This window comes from Haloglomus litoreum (assembly GCF_029338515.1).
Lineage (GTDB): Archaea > Halobacteriota > Halobacteria > Halobacteriales > Haloarculaceae > Haloglomus > Haloglomus litoreum.
In genome coordinates this window covers 1,587,440-1,606,328 of sequence record NZ_CP119988.1, presented here as the reverse complement: position 1 = coordinate 1,606,328, position 18,889 = coordinate 1,587,440, and the positions used below count along the sequence as shown (strand labels likewise).

The 18,889-nt window shown below is 67.8% G+C and carries 15 protein-coding genes; 8 read left to right on the top strand and 7 right to left on the bottom strand.

Features of this window, described 5'->3' with window-relative positions:
- The first annotated feature begins 111 nt into the window (after nt 1-111).
- Nucleotides 112-3,012, top strand: a complete 2,901-nt coding sequence (locus P2T62_RS07860; RefSeq protein ID WP_276260844.1) for a DEAD/DEAH box helicase — start codon at nt 112-114, stop codon at nt 3,010-3,012.
- A gap of 1 nt (nt 3,013) precedes the next feature.
- Here the strand turns inward: P2T62_RS07860 and P2T62_RS07855 are convergent, their stop codons facing one another.
- Nucleotides 3,014-3,523 (bottom strand): hypothetical protein, encoded by a 510-nt coding sequence (locus P2T62_RS07855; protein ID WP_276260843.1) that lies wholly within the window; start codon nt 3,521-3,523, stop codon nt 3,014-3,016.
- A 119-nt stretch (nt 3,524-3,642) separates the two neighbouring features.
- On the opposite strand from P2T62_RS07855, the gene P2T62_RS07850 reads away from it, so the two are divergent.
- Nucleotides 3,643-4,350 carry a methyltransferase domain-containing protein gene (locus P2T62_RS07850; RefSeq protein ID WP_276260842.1) on the top strand — a complete coding sequence of 236 codons (708 nt, stop codon included), beginning with the start codon at nt 3,643-3,645 and terminating at the stop codon, nt 4,348-4,350.
- Between the two features lie 159 nt (nt 4,351-4,509).
- Here P2T62_RS07850 and P2T62_RS07845 read toward each other — a convergent pair whose 3' ends face one another.
- Nucleotides 4,510-6,705: an AAA family ATPase gene (locus tag P2T62_RS07845; RefSeq protein WP_276260841.1), complete on the bottom strand. Its 2,196-nt coding sequence runs from the start codon at nt 6,703-6,705 to the stop codon at nt 4,510-4,512.
- Nucleotides 6,706-6,808: 103 nt separating this feature from the next.
- On the opposite strand from P2T62_RS07845, the gene P2T62_RS07840 reads away from it, so the two are divergent.
- Nucleotides 6,809-7,003: a hypothetical protein gene (locus P2T62_RS07840; RefSeq protein ID WP_276260840.1), complete on the top strand. Its 195-nt coding sequence runs from the start codon at nt 6,809-6,811 to the stop codon at nt 7,001-7,003.
- 95 nt (nt 7,004-7,098) lie between these two features.
- On the opposite strand, the gene P2T62_RS07835 is transcribed toward P2T62_RS07840, so the two are convergent.
- The 3 genes from P2T62_RS07835 to P2T62_RS07825 form a co-directional block, all read right to left on the bottom strand.
- Nucleotides 7,099-8,169 (bottom strand): cell division protein FtsA, encoded by a 1,071-nt coding sequence (locus P2T62_RS07835; protein ID WP_276260839.1) that lies wholly within the window; start codon nt 8,167-8,169, stop codon nt 7,099-7,101.
- Nucleotides 8,170-8,303: 134 nt separating this feature from the next.
- Nucleotides 8,304-9,191 carry a cell division protein CdpA domain-containing protein gene (locus P2T62_RS07830; RefSeq protein WP_276260838.1) on the bottom strand — a complete coding sequence of 296 codons (888 nt, stop codon included), beginning with the start codon at nt 9,189-9,191 and terminating at the stop codon, nt 8,304-8,306.
- 122 nt (nt 9,192-9,313) lie between these two features.
- Nucleotides 9,314-10,720 (bottom strand): geranylgeranyl reductase family protein, encoded by a 1,407-nt coding sequence (locus P2T62_RS07825; protein ID WP_276260837.1) that lies wholly within the window; start codon nt 10,718-10,720, stop codon nt 9,314-9,316.
- A gap of 123 nt (nt 10,721-10,843) precedes the next feature.
- On the opposite strand from P2T62_RS07825, the gene P2T62_RS07820 reads away from it, so the two are divergent.
- Entirely contained in the window at nt 10,844-11,179 is a 336-nt protein-coding gene (locus P2T62_RS07820; RefSeq protein ID WP_254831297.1) for a 2Fe-2S iron-sulfur cluster-binding protein, read from the top strand.
- 65 nt (nt 11,180-11,244) lie between these two features.
- On the opposite strand, the gene P2T62_RS07815 is transcribed toward P2T62_RS07820, so the two are convergent.
- Both P2T62_RS07815 and P2T62_RS07810 read right to left on the bottom strand, forming a co-directional pair.
- The gene (locus tag P2T62_RS07815) at nt 11,245-11,724 is read right to left on the bottom strand and encodes a hypothetical protein (protein ID WP_276260836.1); all 480 of its coding nucleotides are present in this window, start codon (nt 11,722-11,724) and stop codon (nt 11,245-11,247) included.
- The gene (locus P2T62_RS07810) at nt 11,724-12,308 is read right to left on the bottom strand and encodes a DUF7344 domain-containing protein (protein ID WP_276260835.1); all 585 of its coding nucleotides are present in this window, start codon (nt 12,306-12,308) and stop codon (nt 11,724-11,726) included. Before P2T62_RS07810 ends, P2T62_RS07815 begins: the two co-directional genes overlap by 1 nt.
- A 391-nt stretch (nt 12,309-12,699) precedes the next feature.
- Between P2T62_RS07810 and P2T62_RS07805 the strand changes: the two genes are divergently transcribed.
- From P2T62_RS07805 to P2T62_RS07790, 4 genes are all read left to right on the top strand, one after another.
- Nucleotides 12,700-14,526 (top strand): right-handed parallel beta-helix repeat-containing protein, encoded by a 1,827-nt coding sequence (locus tag P2T62_RS07805; protein ID WP_276260834.1) that lies wholly within the window; start codon nt 12,700-12,702, stop codon nt 14,524-14,526.
- Nucleotides 14,527-14,745: 219 nt separating this feature from the next.
- A complete protein-coding gene (locus tag P2T62_RS07800; RefSeq protein WP_276260833.1) occupies nt 14,746-16,614 on the top strand; it encodes a hypothetical protein in 1,869 nt (622 codons plus the stop codon).
- Nucleotides 16,615-16,623: 9 nt separating this feature from the next.
- Nucleotides 16,624-17,193: a hypothetical protein gene (locus P2T62_RS07795; RefSeq protein ID WP_276260832.1), complete on the top strand. Its 570-nt coding sequence runs from the start codon at nt 16,624-16,626 to the stop codon at nt 17,191-17,193.
- Nucleotides 17,194-17,292: 99 nt separating this feature from the next.
- On the top strand, nt 17,293-18,864 hold the full coding sequence (locus tag P2T62_RS07790; RefSeq protein ID WP_276260831.1) for a hypothetical protein: 1,572 nt from the start codon (nt 17,293-17,295) through the stop codon (nt 18,862-18,864).
- The last annotated feature ends 25 nt before the right edge of the window (nt 18,865-18,889 follow it).

The window sequence follows — 18,889 nt, the reverse complement described above, 5'->3', positions numbered from 1 at the left end:
CGAAGTTATGAGTCACGTTCGAGACAGCGTCTGCCGAAGCGACTTGCCACAGCATCCGACATCCTCCGGCGACCACACCCCTCAAGAGCCCGCAACCCCACGTAGCGAGTAGTGAGCGAACCGGAGCCGGTCGCGGGCGCGGACGCGTTCACCCATCTGCACGCGGACGTTCGGGCGGCCCTCTCCGAGCGCGGCTTCAGCACGCCGACGGAGCCACAGCGCCGCGCCATCCCGCCGCTGGCGCGGGGCGAGGACTGCCTCGTCGTCGCGCCGACCGGTACCGGCAAGACCGAGACCGCGATGCTACCGGTCCTCTCCGCCATCGTCGAGCGGCGCGAGCGGACCGACGAGGACACCCACGGCGTGCAGGCGCTCTACATCACGCCGCTTCGCGCGCTGAACCGCGACATGCGCGAACGACTGGAGTGGTGGGGCGACACGCTCGGCGTCGACGTCGATGTCCGGCACGGCGACACCACGGACTACCAGCGAAGCAAGCAGGCCGACAACCCACCGGACGTGCTGGTGACGACGCCGGAGACGCTGCAGGCGATGTTCACGGGCAAGAAGCTCCGGCGGGCGCTGGCGGACGTCGAGCACGTCGTCATCGACGAGGTCCACGAACTCGCGGCCGCCAAACGGGGTGCCCAGTTGACCATCGGCCTCGAACACCTCCGGGAGTACGCCGACCGCTTCCAGCGCGTCGGGCTCTCGGCCACGGTGGGTGACCCTGCGGAGGTGGGGCGCTTCCTCACCGGCGGCGCCGAGCCGACAATCGTGGAGGTGGACGTGGGCTCGCGGCTCGACATCACGGTCCGCGAACCCGAGGTGACCGAGCGCGACGAGAAGCTGTCGGGACAGCTGATGACCGAGGCGAACGTCGCGAGCCACGTCCGCGTCATCGACGACCTCGTCCGCGAGCACGAGGCGACGCTCGTCTTCGTCAACACCCGCCAGACCGCAGAGGCGCTGGGGTCTCGGCTGAAGGAACTGGGGACGAACATCGGCATCCACCACGGCTCGCTCTCGAAGGAGGCCCGCATCGACGTCGAGGACGGGTTCAAGGCCGGCGACCTGGACGGGCTGCTCTGCACCTCCTCGATGGAGCTCGGCATCGACGTGGGCCACATCGACCACGTCGTGCAGTACCAGTCACCGAGGCAGGTCTGCCGGCTGCTCCAGCGCGTCGGCCGGGCGGGTCACCGCCGGGACGCCGTCTCCTCGGGGACGGTCATCACGACGCGCCCGGACGACACGTTCGAGGCGCTCGCGATAACGGAGCGCGCCCTCGACGGCGACGTGGAGCCGGCACGCATCCACCACGGCTCGCTGGACACGGTCGCGAACCAGATCTGTGGGCTGCTGATGGGCTTCGGCGAGATCTCGGCGCGGGGCGCCTACGAGATCATCACGCGAGCCTACCCCTTCCGCGACCTCGACGAGGCCGAGTTCAAGGAGGTCGTCCGCGAGTTGAGCGAGAACCGCGTCCTCTGGCTCGACGAGGAGGCCGACCGGCTGGAGAAGTCGCGGGGGACGTGGCAGTACTTCTACGCCAACCTCTCGATGATCCCGGACGAGGCCAACTACACCGTCGAGGACATGGCCTCCGGGCGGACGGTCGGAACCCTCGCGGAGCGCTTCGTCGTCAACTTCGCCGGGCCGGGCGAGGTGTTCATCCAGGGCGGCGAGATGTGGCGCATCACCGAGGTCGACGAGGAGGAAGAGGCGGTGAAGGTCACGCCCGTCGAGGACCCCGGCGGCGAGGTCCCCTCCTGGGTCGGCCAGGAGATTCCCGTGCCGTACGACGTGGCCCAGCACGTCGCCCGCCTGCGCGAGAAAGCAGCACGGCGGTTCGAGCGCGGCGACTCGCACGACCAGGTGGCCGCGTGGCTGGCCGAGACGTACCCGACCGACCACCACACCGCACACTCCGCCCTCGAACAGGTCGCCGACCACGTCGAGGCAGACGCCCCCGTGCCCGGACCGTCGCACGTCGTCGTCGAGTTCAAGGCCCGCGAGGTGGTGCTGAACGCCGCCTTCGGCCACCGGACGAACGAGACGCTGGGGCGCGTGCTCTCGGCCCTGCTGGGCCAGCAGTCGGGGTCGAGCGTGGCGATGGAGGTGGACCCGTACCGCATCGAACTGGAGGTGCCCGGCGGCATCCGGGCCAGCGACGTGGTGGAGAAACTGGAGACCACCGACCCAGACCACCTCCGGCCACTCGTGGAGTTGAGCCTGAAGAACGCCGACTCGCTGAAGTTCAAGCTCGCGCAGGTCGCCGCGAAGTTCGGCGCGCTCAAGCGGTATCGCGGGGCGGGCGCCGCCAATTTCGGCCGCTCACGCCTGCTAGAGGCGCTGAAGGACTCGCCCGTCTACGACGAGGCCGTCCGGGAGACGCTCCACGAGGACCTCGCGGTCGGGCGGGCCGCGGACGTGCTCCGGCGGGTGCAGGCCGGGAGCGACGACACCCCGGACCCCGGGGGCGACGGCCTCGTCCCCATCGAGGTCACCGTCCACGGCGACCGAACCCCCATCGGCCTCGGCGGCCGCTCCTCCGGGCGCGAGCTGCTCGCCCCGGAGAACGCCGACGCGAGCGTCATCGCGACCGTCAGGGAGCGGTTGCAGAACGACCGCGTCATCCTCCTCTGTTGCCACTGCCAGGGGTGGGACCGCCGCCAGCAGGTGAAACGCGTCCCCGACCAGCCCGAGTGCCCCGAGTGTGGCTCGACGCGGGTGGCCGCACTCAACCCGTGGGCCGACGAGGTGGTGCAGGCCGTCCGCGCGAACGAGAAGGACGAGGAGCAGGAGAAGCAGACCGAGCGCGCCTACCGCGCGGCGAGTCTGGTCCAGAGCCACGGGAAACAGGCGGTCATCGCGCTGGCCGCCCGAGGGGTGGGACCGCACAACGCGGCGCAGGTCATCAACAAGCTCCGCGAGAACGAGGACGACTTCTACCGGGACATCCTCACGAAGGAGCGCCAGTACGCCCGGACGAAGTCGTTCTGGGACTGAGTCAGCAGACGCTGTAGGTCGCGTCCACACCACCGTCATCGGTCGCCGAGACGATGGCGTCGCCGTAGCACTCACTGGTCTCGATGGTGACCGAGGCGCGGTCGCCGCCGCGCTCGCCGACGACCCGGAACTCCTCGATGCCGTCCGGGTCGGCCTGCTTCGTGTTGTAGACGACGCGCTCACCGGGCGGAAGCGTCACGGACTCGTCGTGGACGGACCCGTTCGTCGCCTCGCGGATTACCCGGACGTGGATGGTAGCCTCACCGTCGAGGCGGTTCACGACCACGACCTCGTGGTCCGGTTCCGGCCCGTAGTGCGGCGTTCCCGGCGTCGAGTCGCGGGTCGGCGTGGCGGTGTCGTCCGGCGTGGCGGTGTCGTCTGGCGTGGCGGTGTCGGTCGGCGTCGTGGTCGGGGAGGCTGTCGGGGAGGGCGCTCCGTCGGTCGGCGCGAACCCGGTACAGCCTGCGAGCAGGATGGTCCCGACCAGGAGGAGGGCTGGGAGACGGGGCATCGGCGAGGAGTCGCGGCCCACCCAGCATATGTCTTCCCCACGTCGTCTCCCCCGGCCGTGGTGTGAGAGCCCCACATGGCGGGGAACCGCTCAATAACCCGAGGCATCGTCCTCCGACCATGCCCGACCCGTTCGGTCGTGCGGTCCGTGACCATCACGAGGGGACCCGCGAGTCGCCACTCGTCCAGCGCGACGGCGCGGAGACGTTCGAGCATCCCATCGAAGCGTTCTACTTCGGCGAGTTCGACCCCGAGGAGGATCCCTGGCTCGCCGAGGCGCTGGATGGCCCGCTGGTCGACCTCGGCTGTGGCGCGGGCCGGCACGCGCTGGCGTTCCAGGAGCGGTTCGAGACCGTCGCGACGGACGTGAGCGAACACCTGGTGGCGGTCACCGAGGACCGCGGCGTCGAGGACGCTCGCGTCGCGGACATGTTCGCATTGCGGGAGTCGTTCCCGCGTGACCGCTTCGAGAGTGCGCTCGCCATCGGCACGCAGGTCAGTCTGTCCGGGTCGATGGCCGGACTCCGTGCGTTCCTGAACGACCTCTCGGCCGTGACCACGTACGGGGCGACGGCCGTCATCGACAGCTACGACCCCGCGAACGTCGACCCCGAGGAGATGCTCGGCTACCGGGAGCGCCCGGAGCGGGGGCTGGCCCATCGGGTCTTCCACTTCGAGTACGAGGGCGAGGTGGGCGAGACGCTCCTCTTCTGTCTGTTCGGTCCGGAACGGCTCCGCGAGGCCACCGTCGGGACGGACTGGTGGCTGGCCGACACCCGGAGCGACGAGGAGGCCGTCCACTACCGCGCGAGACTGGAGAAGCGCTGACCCACCCGAGCATCCAAATGCGATTCCGCAGGAGACCGCGCGTGCCCTGACGAGTCAGCGCCGGGCCGCCGACCCGACCGGGGTGGACGCCACGCCACGGTCGGTTCCGCCAGCGCGGTGCCACGGTCCGGCGTTCGGGAGCGGTGCCGCCTGCTTGCCTCAGTCCCCGAGCGACGGCTCCACGGACTCCAGCGCCTGCTCGAAGTGCGCCCGCGTGATGCGGACCTCGTCGGCCCGCTCGTTCGCGGCTTCCGGCCCCATCTCGCTCGCGAACTCGCGGATGGCCCGCATCGACGCCGTCCGGACGAGAGCCTCGAGGTCGGCCCCGGAGAACCCCTCGGTGACGGGGACGAACTCGTCGAGGTCGACGTCGTCGGCGAACGGCTTCCCCCGCCCGTGGACCCGGAGGATGGCCCGGCGGCCCTCGGCATCTGGCGCCGGCACCTCGACGTGCTCCTCGAGGCGTCCCGGACGGAGGAGCGCCGGGTCGAGCGCGTCCCGGCGGTTGGTCGCGGCCAGGACCACCACGTTCGGGTTGTCCTCGAGCCCGTCGAGCTCCGTCAGGAGCTGGGAGACGACACGCTCCGTCACCTCGTGCTGGCCGGAGCCGCGGGCACCGGCGACGGCGTCGATCTCGTCGAAGAAGAGGATAGACGGAGCAGCCTGTCGCGCGCGGTCGAACACCTCGCGGACGGCCTTCTCGGACTCGCCGACGTAGCGGTCGAGCAGTTCCGGCCCGTCGACCGCGATGAAGTTGACCTCGGACTCGCCGGCCAGCGCCCGCGCGAGGAGGGTCTTGCCCGTCCCCGGTGGACCGTACAGCAGCACCCCAGACGGCGGGTCGGTGCGGGTCGCCTCGAACAGGGCGCCGTACTGGAGCGGCCACTCGACGGCCTCCCGCAGTGTCTGTTTGGCCTCGTCCAGCCCGCCCACGTCCGCGTACGTCGTATCCGGTGCCTCGGCGACGTACTCGCGCATGGCGCTGGGCTCGACCGCGTTCATCGCGGCCTCGAAGTCGGCCTTCGTCACCTGCAGCGGGTCACGGTTCGCTCGGTCCCGCAGGGCGACCATCCCGGCCTCCTTCACCAGCGACGCGAGGTCCGCCCCGACGAAGCCGTGGGTGCGCGCCGCGTACGTGTCGAGGTCGACATCGTCCGCGAGCTGCACCCCTCGGGTATGGACGTCCAGGATCTCCCGGCGCCCCTCGGCACGTGGGGCGCCGATCTCTATCTCACGGTCGAACCGGCCGCCCCGCCGGAGCGCCGGGTCGATGCTGTCGACCCGGTTGGTCGCGCCGATGACGACGACCTCGCCCCGGTCGTCGAGGCCGTCCATCAGCGTCAGCAGCTGGGCGACCAGGCGGTTCTCCATGTCCGCGTCCTCGTCACGAGCGCCGGCGATGGAGTCGATCTCGTCGATGAAGACGATGGCCGGGGCGTTGGCCTCCGCGCGGTCGAACGTCTCGCGGAGGCGCTCCTCGCTGTCGCCCTTGTACTTCGAGACGATCTCCGGGCCGGAGATGGTCTCGAAGTGTGCATCCACCTCACCGGCAACGGCCCGCGCGATGAGGGTCTTGCCGGTCCCCGGCGGACCGTGCAGGAGCACGCCCTTCGGCGGGTCGATGCCGAGCTGGCGGAACAGTTCGGGCTCCGACAGTGGGAGCTCGATCATCTCCTTGACGAGGTCGAGCTCCTCGTCCAGACCCCCGATGTCCTCGTAGGTGACGCTCAGGCCGGCGCCGGTCTCTTCCGACGCGGGACTCCCCGTCTCGACGGTGGTCCGGCCGCGGTTGCCGTCGCGATCCGCCCTGGGACCGCGGCCGGATGACGGGGAATCCGCTCGCTCCGTCCCGGATTCCCCTCCGGTCTCAGGCTGGGGATGGGAGACGACACGCACGTCCGTCCGGTCGGTCACGCGGACCGTTCCGTCGGGATCGGTCGCACGGATGTCGGCTCGGGCGCCGAGTCGCTCCAGACGGACCGTCTCCCCCGCACGCAGCGGGCGATCGAGCAGGTCACGCCGGAGTGCGTCCAGCGTGTCCTCGTCCACCTGGACGGGGACGTCCAGCGTCACCTCGTCGGCGTCCGCCACGGCCACCGGTCGAACTGTCACCTCGTCACCGATGTTGACACCGGCGTTGGCCCGGGTGTCAGCGTCGATGCGGATGCCCTCGGCGTCACCCCCGGGCCACACCTTCGCCACCGTCGGGCGCGTGCCCTCGACGACGACGGTGTCGCCGCTGAGGACCCCGAGTGCCCGGCGGGCGTGTTCGGGCAGTCGAGCGACCCCGCGCCCAGCGTCGCGTTTCTCCGCGCCGCGGACGACGAGGGTCACGCTCCGGCCGTCCTCGCTCATGGACGCGAGAAGGAGGGGCCAACGGATTACCGTTCCGGGGCGCACGGGCCGGGAGCGTCGTGGCCGTGCGAACTGGTTTGTACCCGCGCCCCAAGGGTCCGGCATGGAGTGTCCCCGCTGTGGGAGCGACCTCGTCGCGTTCGCCGTCGCCGGGGGCGACGGGGAGACGGTCGCCTGCGAGACGTGTGGCTATCTCGACAGCCCGCTCGACCTGCACGTCGAGCGGCGACCGGGCGAGGACTGGGCCGAAGCGCTGGCACGCTTCCGCGAGGAGCAGGACGAGAGCATCGATAGCTGACCGCGAATCGGCGTCGAGAGCTGGTCGTCGAATCCGCGACAGTGGACGACGCGGTCGCTCGCGGGCGGTGAGAGAACAGCGACGATGGTGTCGAGCTACTCCTCTTCGAGAACCCGACCGCCATCGGCCTCGGCCTCGATATCGGTGTCCTCGTCGGTATCCGCGCTCGGGCTGTCCTCCGGGTCGGACTCCTCCTCGGTCCTGGAGGCGACCAGCGCCCCCCGCGCGACGCTGTACAGCGGTTCCTCCGCCCGGCGGACGGTGCTGACGTCGAACGGGAGGCCCCCCTCCGAGAGTCGTTCCTCGAACAGCTCCTCGAACCCCGGCGGACTCGAGGTACCCCCCGTAACGACCACGGGGACATCGAGCCCCTCCTCGACATCCTCCTCGTCGAGTTCCGCGCGGATGTTCTCGATGACGTAGTCGAGCAGGTTGTCGTAGTAGATGGACAGTGCACCCTCGACACCGCCCGCGTCGGTCGTGAAGTCGAGGCGGAACTCGTCCTCCTTGACCGCGGTCACCTTGTCGACGCTCGTGCCCGTCGCGCGGGCCGCCTGCTCGTCGATCCAGTCGCCCCCGCGGGCGATGCTGAACGTCATCACCGGGACCGCGTAGTACGCCAGGCAGACGTTGGTCATGCCGGCGCCGAAGCTGATACCGAGCCCGGTGAAGTTCGAGTCCGCGAGCTCGGAGTAGATGACCGCCATCCCCTCGTTGATGGGCTCGGGGTCGAACCCCTGGTCCTGCAGGAACGACTCCAGGGTCTTGCGGTGGTACAGGGTCGACACCTCCGAGTCGATGGGATCGGCCGGTGTCGAGAAGAACACCCGCTCGCCGTCGTGTTCGGGCTCGCCGACCACCTGCTCGATGATGAGCTTGATCATCGGGATGGCCGACTGCTCGTCGTTGGACAGGATGCCCCGCTTCATCGGCCGGCGGGTCTCCTGGTTGAACACGTTCGCGAACGTGAGCGCGTCGTCGCCGACGACGTACACCTCGTCACCCTTCCGGATGTGGAGCACGTCGCTCCGACTCAGCATCCGCTTTGCCATGTCGCTGTACTCGATCTCCACGAACGAATTCCGCTGGCCCACGAACACCGTCTCGTCGCCCTCCTGCCGCGAGCTGACGATGTTCATGGTACCGACATCGATTCCTCGTGCCATGTCAGCGTCTGACGAGCGTCATACGATAAATGTTTGCACTAGAAATTGAAAATGTGATATATAGACTAAATATAGCAGTTGCTTATGGATTATTCGCCCATCCCCCCACATCACCAATCGACATCGGGGGCTCGTCAGGTCCGGTCGAACCACCCCCGGACGCGGGCGATGACGCCGCCGTCACCCTCCGGTTCGGCAGCCTGTTGCTCGCGGAGTTCGCGGAGCGCGGCGGCCTGGTCGTCCGTGCTGCTGCCGCGGGCTGTGCGGTCCGTACCACCTTTGAGGCCCTGGAGTCCGGCGACGGCGTCGTCGACCCCCTGCGAACGGACGGCCTCGCGCCCGGCACCCTCGAAACCGGCCTCCAGGGAATCGTCGGCGGTGACGGTCAGTTTGCGGGTCTCCTCGACGGGGACGCCGCCCCAGGAGAGTTCGGCGTCGGCGAGTGCCGCTTCGATGTCGGCCTCGATCTCCGCGGCAGTCCACGACTCGGACTCGTCAGTCTCGCCCTCGGGCTCCCCAGCGCCGGCGCCGCTCACCCGTTCGACGTGGTACCCCACGAGGGCCGCGGCGGCGGCCGCGACGACAGGTACGACGCCGGCGGCGTACAGGGCGGTCCCGAGTGCGCTGTAGTCGGGCCCGCTTGTCACGTTCCAGTCGCCAGGATACACCGAGACGAAGAACGCGACGGCGACGAGGCAGACCGCCGTGCCGCCCACGCCGACTGCCAGCACCCGTCGGTCACCCGGCAGGAGGACCACGACGCCGCTCAACAGGACCGGGAGCCCCAGTGCCCCGGCAGCGAACGCGGCCTCGCGGAGTGCGAAGTCACGCCCCGGGACCATCCCCCGTTCCGCGAGGAACAGGGCCAGTCCCGCGAGCGCGAGCGCCAGCCCCGCCACGAAGACCCCGAACCCGACGTACACGTCGACTCGACGCTGCGGAACCCCGATGTACGTCCGATACCAGCCCACCAGCCACCCTTCCTCCTCGGCCTCATCTCCGGGAACGGTGGTGTCGGCCATCGAACGCCGGTTTCGACAGTAGGCATATAATGGCTCGCGCTACCCCGGCACACACCGGTATTTCATCAGTAGAACATCTCGGCGAGTTGAACAGGTCGGATCGCCCGGCAGAACGGAGCCGCTCAGTACTTCGGCTCGGCGCCGGTCGTCTCGTAGATGTCCTCCATGATCTCGTCCCGGGCCGACTGCCAGGGGCCGAACTCGTCGGGGCCGCCCGGGTACTCCTCGTAGTGCTCGGTCAGCCGGTCCGCAAGCTTCTTCGTCTGGTAGAAGTCGTACAGCGTCCCCCAGTGACCGAACGACTTGATGGCGGTCTGGACCTTGAGTTTGAGGCCGATCTCGGCCTTCCCGTCGTAGAGCTGTTCGGAGAGCTTGTCCGCCGGCAACGACGCCAGCAGCGCCATCAGGTCGTCCAGGTCGTACGCTGTCGTGAAGATGTTGTAGACGTCGAGCGCGGCGTAGCGTCCGCCGAAGTGCTCCATCACCCGCTCGTTGTACGACCAGAGGACGTCCTCGGAGACGTCGCCCTGTTCGAGCGCGTCGATGGCTGCGTCGCCCGCGTACGTGCCGGCGTACGCGGCACCCGCGATGCCGCCGCCCGTGGTCGGGTTGACGTGGCCCGCGGCGTCACCGACGGACATGAACCCGGGCGCGGTGGCCGAGTCGTACGGCCGACGGGTCGGGACCGCGGCACCGAGTTTGTCCTTCACCTCGGCGTTCTCGAACTCCGGCCGGCTCCGCATGTCGTCGCGGAGGTCGTCGACCAGCTTCATCGGCTCCTCGTTCATCTGGAAGCCGAGGCCGGCGTTGATCTCCGTCTCCGTGCGGGGGAAGTACCAGAGGTAGCCGGCCGAGCGCTTCGTCGGCTTGAACACGAGCGCGTCGTGGTAGTCGACCGGCTCCTCGACCTCGATGATCTCGCGGTACGCCGACGAGAACTGCGAGAACCGGACGTTCGTGTCGAAGGTCGCGTCCGAGAGGTCGGCCTCGTCCTGGAGGATCGACAGCGCCCCCGCGCCGTCGATGACCAGCTCGCCGTCGTAGCGCATGGGGTCGCCCTTCCGGATGCCGGTGACGCCCGTGGCACGGCCGTCCTCGTCCTGCAGGACGTCCTGGACGACCGTGTCGTAGTGGAACTCGACACCCGACTCCTCGGCCCCCTCGATGAGGAGTTCGCCGTACAGCTTCCGGTCGATGACCGCCAGTTCCCCGGGCACGGGGATGTCGAGGACGGCGTCCTCGGCTGGGATCTCGAACTGCCCGTGGTCGACGACGGTGTTCGTCAGCGCGGGCTCGATCTTCGACTTGGGGATGACCTCGGGGAACTTGTCGGCCCCCTTCAGCGCGTCCCCGCAGGCGATGTGGCCCGCCTCCTCCGCGGTCTTGCGCTCGACGATGGTCACGTCGTAGCCCGCCTCCGCGATGGTCGCCGCGGCGTAACAGCCCGACGTCCCGGCGCCAACGACGACGACGTCGACCTCGTGCGTGTGCCGGGTCCCCGCCGCCGTCCCGGCATCGTCGGTACTCATACCCGCCCCTGGTCACCGGACCGGCAAAACTCTTTATTACCGGCCCCCGGGCGGGACCGTCGCCCCGTCCAACACCCGGTTCGTTCGACAAGAGTTTTGTCGGGCGTTGTCGAACGACCCGACATGACCGAGTACACCGTCGAGTTCGTCGGGACGGGCGAGACCATCACCTGTTCCGACAAGGAGACCATCCTGAAGCGGTGCATCGAGGAGGGCATCGCCCAGGAGTACTCCTGCCGCGTCGGGATGTGCCTGGCCTGTTCCGCCGAGATACTCGAGGGCGAGGTCGAGCAGACCGTCGCCGTCCGCCGCGGGCTGACCGAGGAGGAGGCCGAGGACTACGCCCTCACCTGCATGGCCCGGCCGCTCTCGGACCTGAAACTGGAGCGCGGGAAGTACCCGCCGAGCATCGAGAACGACATGCAGGCCGGCAGCGGCGAGGCCGCGGCCGACGACTGATTCTGACGGGCGCGGCGCGTGCTGCGACCCGCGTAGTGTCCCCTGGCTAGGCCTCGGCAGGAAGACTACTCCTTGCAGTCCACGTCGAGCGTCACCGCCTCGCTGGTCTCGACAGACACGCCCTCCCCAGTCGCCGTAATCTCGACGGTCACCGTCACCGCGTCCTCCTCGGCGTCGCTATCGCTCGCACACTGGAGCGAGACAGACCCCGTCGCCCCGACCGCGATGGATTGGGGACCTGTCGCCTCCAGGTCAGCGGGGCCGACCGCCGTTCCGTCGGTCGAGGCGACCGCCACCGAGACCCGAGAGAGATCGCCTTCGAAGTTGTTGGTCAGGTCCAGAACGTCGGGTGACGGCGAGCGACTGACGTTGACCTCGCCGGCGCCGGATTCCGTGATGCCCAGGTACGCACCGCTGTCGGGGGTGGTTCCCACGTCTACCGTCCGGTCGGCGGCGATGGAGCTGAATCCGTACGTCGCCGTGGCTAGCAGGACGACACCCACAGCGATGAGTACCAGCCCAGCGCGCCGTCTGAGTCCCTCCATCAGTCGTCGGCGGGGACGGCGTTAGCCGTCTCCCGCGAGCTACGGACACCCGGCGGTTCCTCGTACTGGCCGAGCTTCCGCCGGTGGTCGATGTACACGTGGACCGCCGCCGAGCCGACGAACGCCAGCACCACGATGGCCGCCCAGCCTAGGCCGGAGACGAACGGGAGCCGGATACCCGTCACCCATACCGCCGTGATGAGCGCCGCACACACCGCCCCCAGACCGAGGTAGTACTCGCTCCAGGGGATGTCGTCATCGTCGACGATGTCGATGTAGACGTCGAACTCGTCGGCCCGGTCGGCGAGCCGTATCTCGTTGTCCTCGAAGTCCACGATGTCGGCCCGGTCCATCCGTGGCAGGTGCTGCTGCTGCAGCGACGTGTAGACGCGCTTCCGTTCGGCCGTGTCCAGTTCTCCGACCCGCTTGTCGTTCTCCCAGGCGGCCACCTGCTCGGCCACCTCACCGAGCGGTATCGCCTCGCGGCCCTCGCACGACTTCAGGTAGTGCCACGCGTAGCGCCGGCGACTGTTGCTGAGCAGATCGAACAGTTCATCCCGATGTTCCGACAGATTTCCCCCCATGGCTTTCTGTAGCGTCGGTTGACGCCATCCGCCAATATACAGTGTAATTCGATGCTTTCCCTCGGATAAATATTGTGCTCTCGAACCATCTATCAAAGACCGGGGATGCCCGCCCGGCGAAAGCCAACACCCCCCTGAACACTCGGTCACCCCGGGAAGAAGTATATCAGATATCTTGATACAGTAATCCGAATACAAGAACCATAGGCTGCTTTAATGAAACATTATAGACTTCTATACTTCCCTGTGATGCATCTATGCTCGCCTGTAGAATCTCTCGCAGCCTAATACGAAGTGGGTAGCCCCCAGGTTCATTGCCAGGTGCCCGGGTCCTGCCGCGGTCGTGGGGGGGGTCGGGCACGCACGTAACATGGAACTAAATCGACGCAACATGCTGATCGGTCTCGGGGGTATCGCAACGGCCGGCGGCGCCGTCGCTGGCACCGGAGCGTTCACCAGCGTGGAGGCACAGCGCAGCTTCAGTGTCTCCACTGCCGGCGACGCCGGCGCGTACTTCGCAATCGAGGCGGCGAACAGCCCGAACGGCGACAAGTACGTGAGCAAGAACGGGGACACCATCACGGTCACGCTCGACAAGGTCAATCCGAAGGCGAGGACCCGGTTCGAGGACCTGCTGACGGTCACCAACCAGGGCGCTCAGCCGGTCAACTTCTACGTGACCGACACGGGGACCAACAGCGACCTCGCGACCTTCGAGGTCAACGGCGCCTCCGTGGAGGGCTCGACCGACGGGACGCGGCTGGACAGCCCACAGGAGATGATCCCCGGCGAGAGCCGGACCATCGACCTCGTCATCGACACGACGGGGAAGACGAGCAAGGACCTGAGTATCCTCAGCAGCGTCACCTTCCACGCCACGGCTGCGGACCTGCCCAGCGGTAACGCGCAGGTCGGGCCGCTTCTGGTGGATGGAACCGGCAGTACCGCCACGACGTTCGCGACCATCGCGGACGCACTCGACGCCGTCCGGAGTGGCTCAGCCGCGGCCGACACCATCGAGGTGCAGGACGGGCTGACTGGCCTAGGCCCGGTGACAGTCGACGTACCCGACGTAACCATTCGGCGTGACGGCAGCGGGAGCTCGCGTCCGGAGGTCAAGAGCTCGAGCGCGAGCAGTACAGATCCGTTCACCATCATTGCGGACGACGTGACCGTCGACGGGTTCGAGGTCCGGAATCCCGGTGGTAGCGCGGGTATCAGCCTTGGCCAGGGCGTCTCCAGAATCTCGGTTTTGAACAACCGCATTGCGGAAGTCGGCGCGGACACCGGCCTCTCGACGAACGCGCTGGGTATCGCCGTCGGCAAGGGTGCGTCGGACGTAATCATCGAGGGCAACACCATCGGTGGCGACCCCTCGACAGACTTCGGAATCACTGGCGGAGACTTCCCCAAGGGAATCTTCGCCGGTACCAATCCAGGCGGAAACACGCCACGCCCCATCAGCGGCCTTCTGGTACGGAATAACTCGATCAAGAACGTGAACATCGGGAGTGACACCTCGCGAGAGTTCCCGGCTGTCTACGGCCTGCAGGCCCAGGGTAACGTCTCAACTATCAGATTCAGCGGCAACACGGTGAACATCAACGCGGATGTCGACGAGCCCGCGGAGGATCCGTCGTTCGATAAGGACGACGGCAAGACCGACGCCAACGAATTCGCACAGGGCGTCTCTCTGGGTAGCAAGAACGGTGCTCCGACGGATGTCGATATCCTCGACAACGAACTAAACGTCACATCCGACACCGACAGCGGAGGGTCTGACGGGAGCGGGAACTACGAGGACGACGGCGAAGACACCCTCCCGGGCTTCGGCGTCGTCGTCGAGGGATCGACCAATGTCGACAGCGTACGCACGACCCGAATCAACCGGAACAACCTGACCGGCAAGGGAGGTGTCATCAACCAGGTCGACGAAGCTGTCGACCCGAGTTCCGGTGCCGAACCGGTCGTTCTCGATGCCACCAACAACTGGTGGGGAGATACGAGCGGTCCGGACACGTTCAATCTCGGCGACATCGACGGCGACGGGACGTCGGAGGGACCGGTCGTAGACAACGATCCGGTCGAAGATCCCGACGGGGCCGTGGCCGACGGCAGCGGCGCCTACGTCGGGGACCGGGCATCCGGTACCAACGACGACGACGGCGTCGTCCAGGTCGACTTCTCACCGTTCGCGACCTCGAAGTTCAGCATCTGATAGCTCGCCAACCAACCTCACAACGATACAACAATGGAACTCAATCGACGCAACGTGCTGATCGGTCTCGGTGGAATCGCAGCGACAAGTGGCGCCCTCGCGGGTACGGGCGCGTTCAGTAGTGTGACGGCCCGACGTAGCGCGAACGTTACGGCTGTGGGTGACGCCAGTGCGTTACTGAGCATCACTCCAGCTGATTCGAGCAACGCGGACGAGTTCGTGACCGAGGAGAGCGACGGAACGCTCAAACTCCGCCTCCCGAACGTGAACAAGGACGCAGTCACGGAGGTAGAGGGGTTACTCGTCGTTCAGAACGAAGGGACCCAGCCGGTGAACGTCTACTTCGAGGACGACTCCGACGCCGTCACCTTCCGCACGACGGGCGACGACACGTCGCTCGAAGGCGTCGACAACGCTGTTTCGCTCGGCGTCGGCAGCCAGATCCGGGTCGGCGCTACCGTCGACACCCTGAACAACGACGTGGATGGGGCACTGCTCGACTCGGTGACAATCAACGCGACGGTGGACCCGGTCGGCGCCGGGCAGTCCTCGCCGACCCCGCAGTACGTGGTCAGCCCGAGCGCGACCGGTGGTGACAACAACCGCTTCAGTAGCGTTGTCGAAGCGGTCGTGGCCGCCGAGCCCGGTTCGACGATTGGCTTCGAGTCCGGCACGTACGACATCAGCGACGACATCATCAATGCCCCCAGTGGGTACAGCTACGGCGGACAGAACGGGGCACTCTACATCGACAAGGCGGGGCTGACGTTCACCTCGCTGTCGGGGTCGGTCACGCTGCAGAATACTGAGATCGGCGATGTGAAGGTCGGCACCAGCGACGGCCTGATCCAGGTCCATTCCAGCGGTGTCACCTTCGACGGCATCGAGGTCGAGACAGACTACGGCGCCCTCGGTTCACCCCAGAGCTTCCCGTACATGGTGGAGTTCCGTGGCGACGACGGCACCTTCCGCAACGGAGCGGTCCGGCTCATCAACGGTGACTCGCCGGGAACGCCAGGCCTCTACGCGGAGGCCGTCAGCGGTCTTGCGGTGAACAACAGTGCGTTCCAGAAGGCCGGAGCCGTCATCAAGAGCCTGAGCTCCGGGACCTTCCTCGGGAACGACTTCGACGCGCCGCCCGCCGAGGGGATCGTCATCTACGGGAGCATCAGTGGCGGCGAGTACTCCATCCGGGACAACCGGGTCCAGAACAACGGTTCGACGAACGGGCTCCAGAAGCTGGAGGTCCAGAGTACGTCGGTCACCATCAACGGTGCGTCGACGAAGGATGGACTGTTCCGCACGCTGATTACCGAGAACACGGTGGACACCGCTCGCGTCGCGGGCGGGGACGGAGTCACCGTCGACGCCGACGAGACCGCCTCCAGCGTGTTCAACACCATCAGTAGTGCTATCAGTCAGGCCGGTCAGGGTGGCTACCTCCTCGTGAAAGACGGGGACTACGCGGGGTTCAACGTCGGTGTCGACGACCTCACAATCGAGGCCGCACCGGGTGTCCGCCCGACCATCGACGCGAATCTCGGCAAAGGGACATCCAGCCGAATCGTCCAGTTGAAGAGCGGTCGGACAGGGTTCGTCCTCCGTGGCTTCGAGGTGCTTGGAACCGATACGAGCCTATCTGGGGAGAGCGGGGTCGGCTTTGCTGGATCGGACAGCCTGGTCGAGGACGTACTGGCGGAGAACTGCCTGACGGGTATCCAGTTCTATTCGGGCAGCAGCAACAATACGGCCCGGAATGTGACGGTTCGGAACTCACAGGTCGGGGTCAGTCCCTCCGGGTCCGGTCCCCACCTCGTGGAGAGTTCGGACTTCACCGGTCTCATCAGCGGGGACTACAACAAGAGCCCCGAGGGTCTCGGTGCATCGGCCCCGACGACCTCCCGGAACAACAATTACGGCGAAGGCGTGTTCCTGCGCGCTTACGATAACGACGCCATCACCTCCGACGGGGACTTCTTCGGAACGAACGGTGAGGACGGCGAAGTGGTTGCCACTGACGATGACACGACCAACATCACCGTGAAAAACGTCGTGACCACGCCGAACGAAGATGCCGGTATTCAGTGAGCGTTAACAGTGCAACTCAACCGACGCACACTACTGATCGGTCTCGGAGCGGCCGCCGCCACGGGCGGCACCCTCGCCGGTACCGGCGCGTTCACGCAGATCACGGCCGAGCGTGACGCGACGGTCCAGGTCGCGGGGGACGCGGGCAGCCTGCTGTCCATCACCCCCGGCGGCGGTCCGAACGGGAACAAGTACGTCTCGACGGACGCACAGACCGGCGAGATCATCATCGACCTCTCGACGGAGGACGCCGACGGCGTGGCGCCGAACGCGGTCACGCGCGCGAACGACGTGCTGACGGTGACGAACCAGGGCACCCAGGCCGTGGACTTCCACGTCACCGACAGCACGCCCCAGGGCGTGAGCCAGGACCTCGTGACGTTCGAGGCGAACGGCGGCTCCATCGAGGGGTCGGCGAACGCGGTCGAACTGGGGACCGGAAACGTGCTGGACGTCGACATCGTCGTGGATACCACCGGCACCAGCTTCGGCAACGGTGACGGTAACGGACCGGACACCATCCTCGACAGCGTGACGTTCGTCGCGAACATGGCGTCGAGCGGTTCCGGGTCCACCTGACGAGCAGCCAGGCAGTCCGGGAACGCCCCGGGTTCCTCTCGAACCACGCCGAGTCGAGTCGCAGTACCCCCGACCCCACATCGAGGCAGGAGCCGACACGTGAACCGGTACACCATCGTCGCCGCGGTCGTCGCCGTGCTGGCCCTCTCCGGAGCCGTGGCTACCGTCGCCGTCGACACCGACGAGCCCGTCGAACGGGTCGAGTTGGCGCCGGCGTCGGGGCCGAACGGGGAGTACGCCGAGATCGGCGACGACGGGCAGCTTGACATCCGCATCGAGGGCGGCGAGGGTGTATCGTACGAGGGGATCAATCCCGACTCCCGAACCCTGATCGACGGGGTGTTCGTCGTCAGGAACGAGCGCTCGCGACCGGTCACCGTCTTCCTCCGCGATGAGAGCGACAGCGTGACCCTCTACGCGGGGGAGGAACGCGAGAGCGTCGAGGGCGAGTCGAACGCCCGGGAGCTGGCACCCTCGGAGACCCTGGCGGTCGGACTCCGGGTCGAGAGCGCCGGTACACAGCGTGAGGCGCTCCTCCTGGAGTCGATCGATCTCGTCACGCGGGTCCCGACACCCACACCCGGAACACCACCCGTCGAGAGTCCGCCGCCGGGCACGCCACCGGAGACGCCGCCAGGCCAGGGTGAGCCCCCGGGTGGCGGTGCTCCCGGCGGTGGTGGCGGCGGAGGCGGCGGCGGTGGCGTCGGCGCCCCACCGGAGCCCAGGACGGGCGACGCGCAGGTCGATGAGGTCCGGCTGCTCGACGAGCGCATCGGCATCGACGAGACCGCCCGGATCCGGGTCGACCTCATCAACGCCGCGGGCGCCCCCGACGACATCGAGCTCACCGTCCAGGAGGACGGAACCGCGATCGGGAGCCGGACGGTCGAGGTCGGCGGGGTCACCCAGTCGACGGTGAGACTCCGCTACGACCCGACGGAGCCGGGCAACCGGACTGTCAGTGTCAATGGGCGTGAGGCGGGTGTCGTCCAGGTGGTGCCGCGGACGACGTCGACGCCCGGCCTGCCGGGCGACCCGATTCCGCCCGAGCTGGTCACCGCGGACGAGTCACACCCCGTGGCCGACACAGATTCCGAGGCACCGGGCGTGCAGGTCGTCTTCGAGACGACCAGCGTCCGCCGTATCACGTTCATGACGCCGGCCGAGGGCCGCGTCCGGGTCCGGGACCTGCGGGACCTGCCCCCGGGCGACCCGCAGCCGTCGGGACAGGTCGTCCAGGCCACCGACATCTACGTGCCACCGAGGCTCGAGGACCAGCCGGCCACCGTCGAGTTCGCGGTGCCCGCCGACGAGGCCGACGCCGAGTCGCTGCGGGTGCTGCGGCTGCACGACGGGTCGTGGGCACCGGTGGACGCCCAGGTGAGCCGCCAGGGTGACACGGTGCGGATCCGTGCTTCCACCCCCGGGTTCTCGCGGTTCGCGGTGGTCGAGCAGCAGGCGACGGCGACGCCGACGCCGGAGACGCCGACCGAGCCGGACGAGCCCACAGCGACCGCGACCGGGACAGCAGTGCCACCGACGGAGAGCGCGACGCCACAGCCCGACGGACAGGGCATCGGCCCCGGCGAGGTGCTCGCGGCGCTCGCCGTGCTGGTGCTGCTCGCCGGGGGGCTGCTGGGCGCCCGTATCTACCTCGAAGAGGAAGGGTGATCCCACGATGAACCGGGTCGCCAAC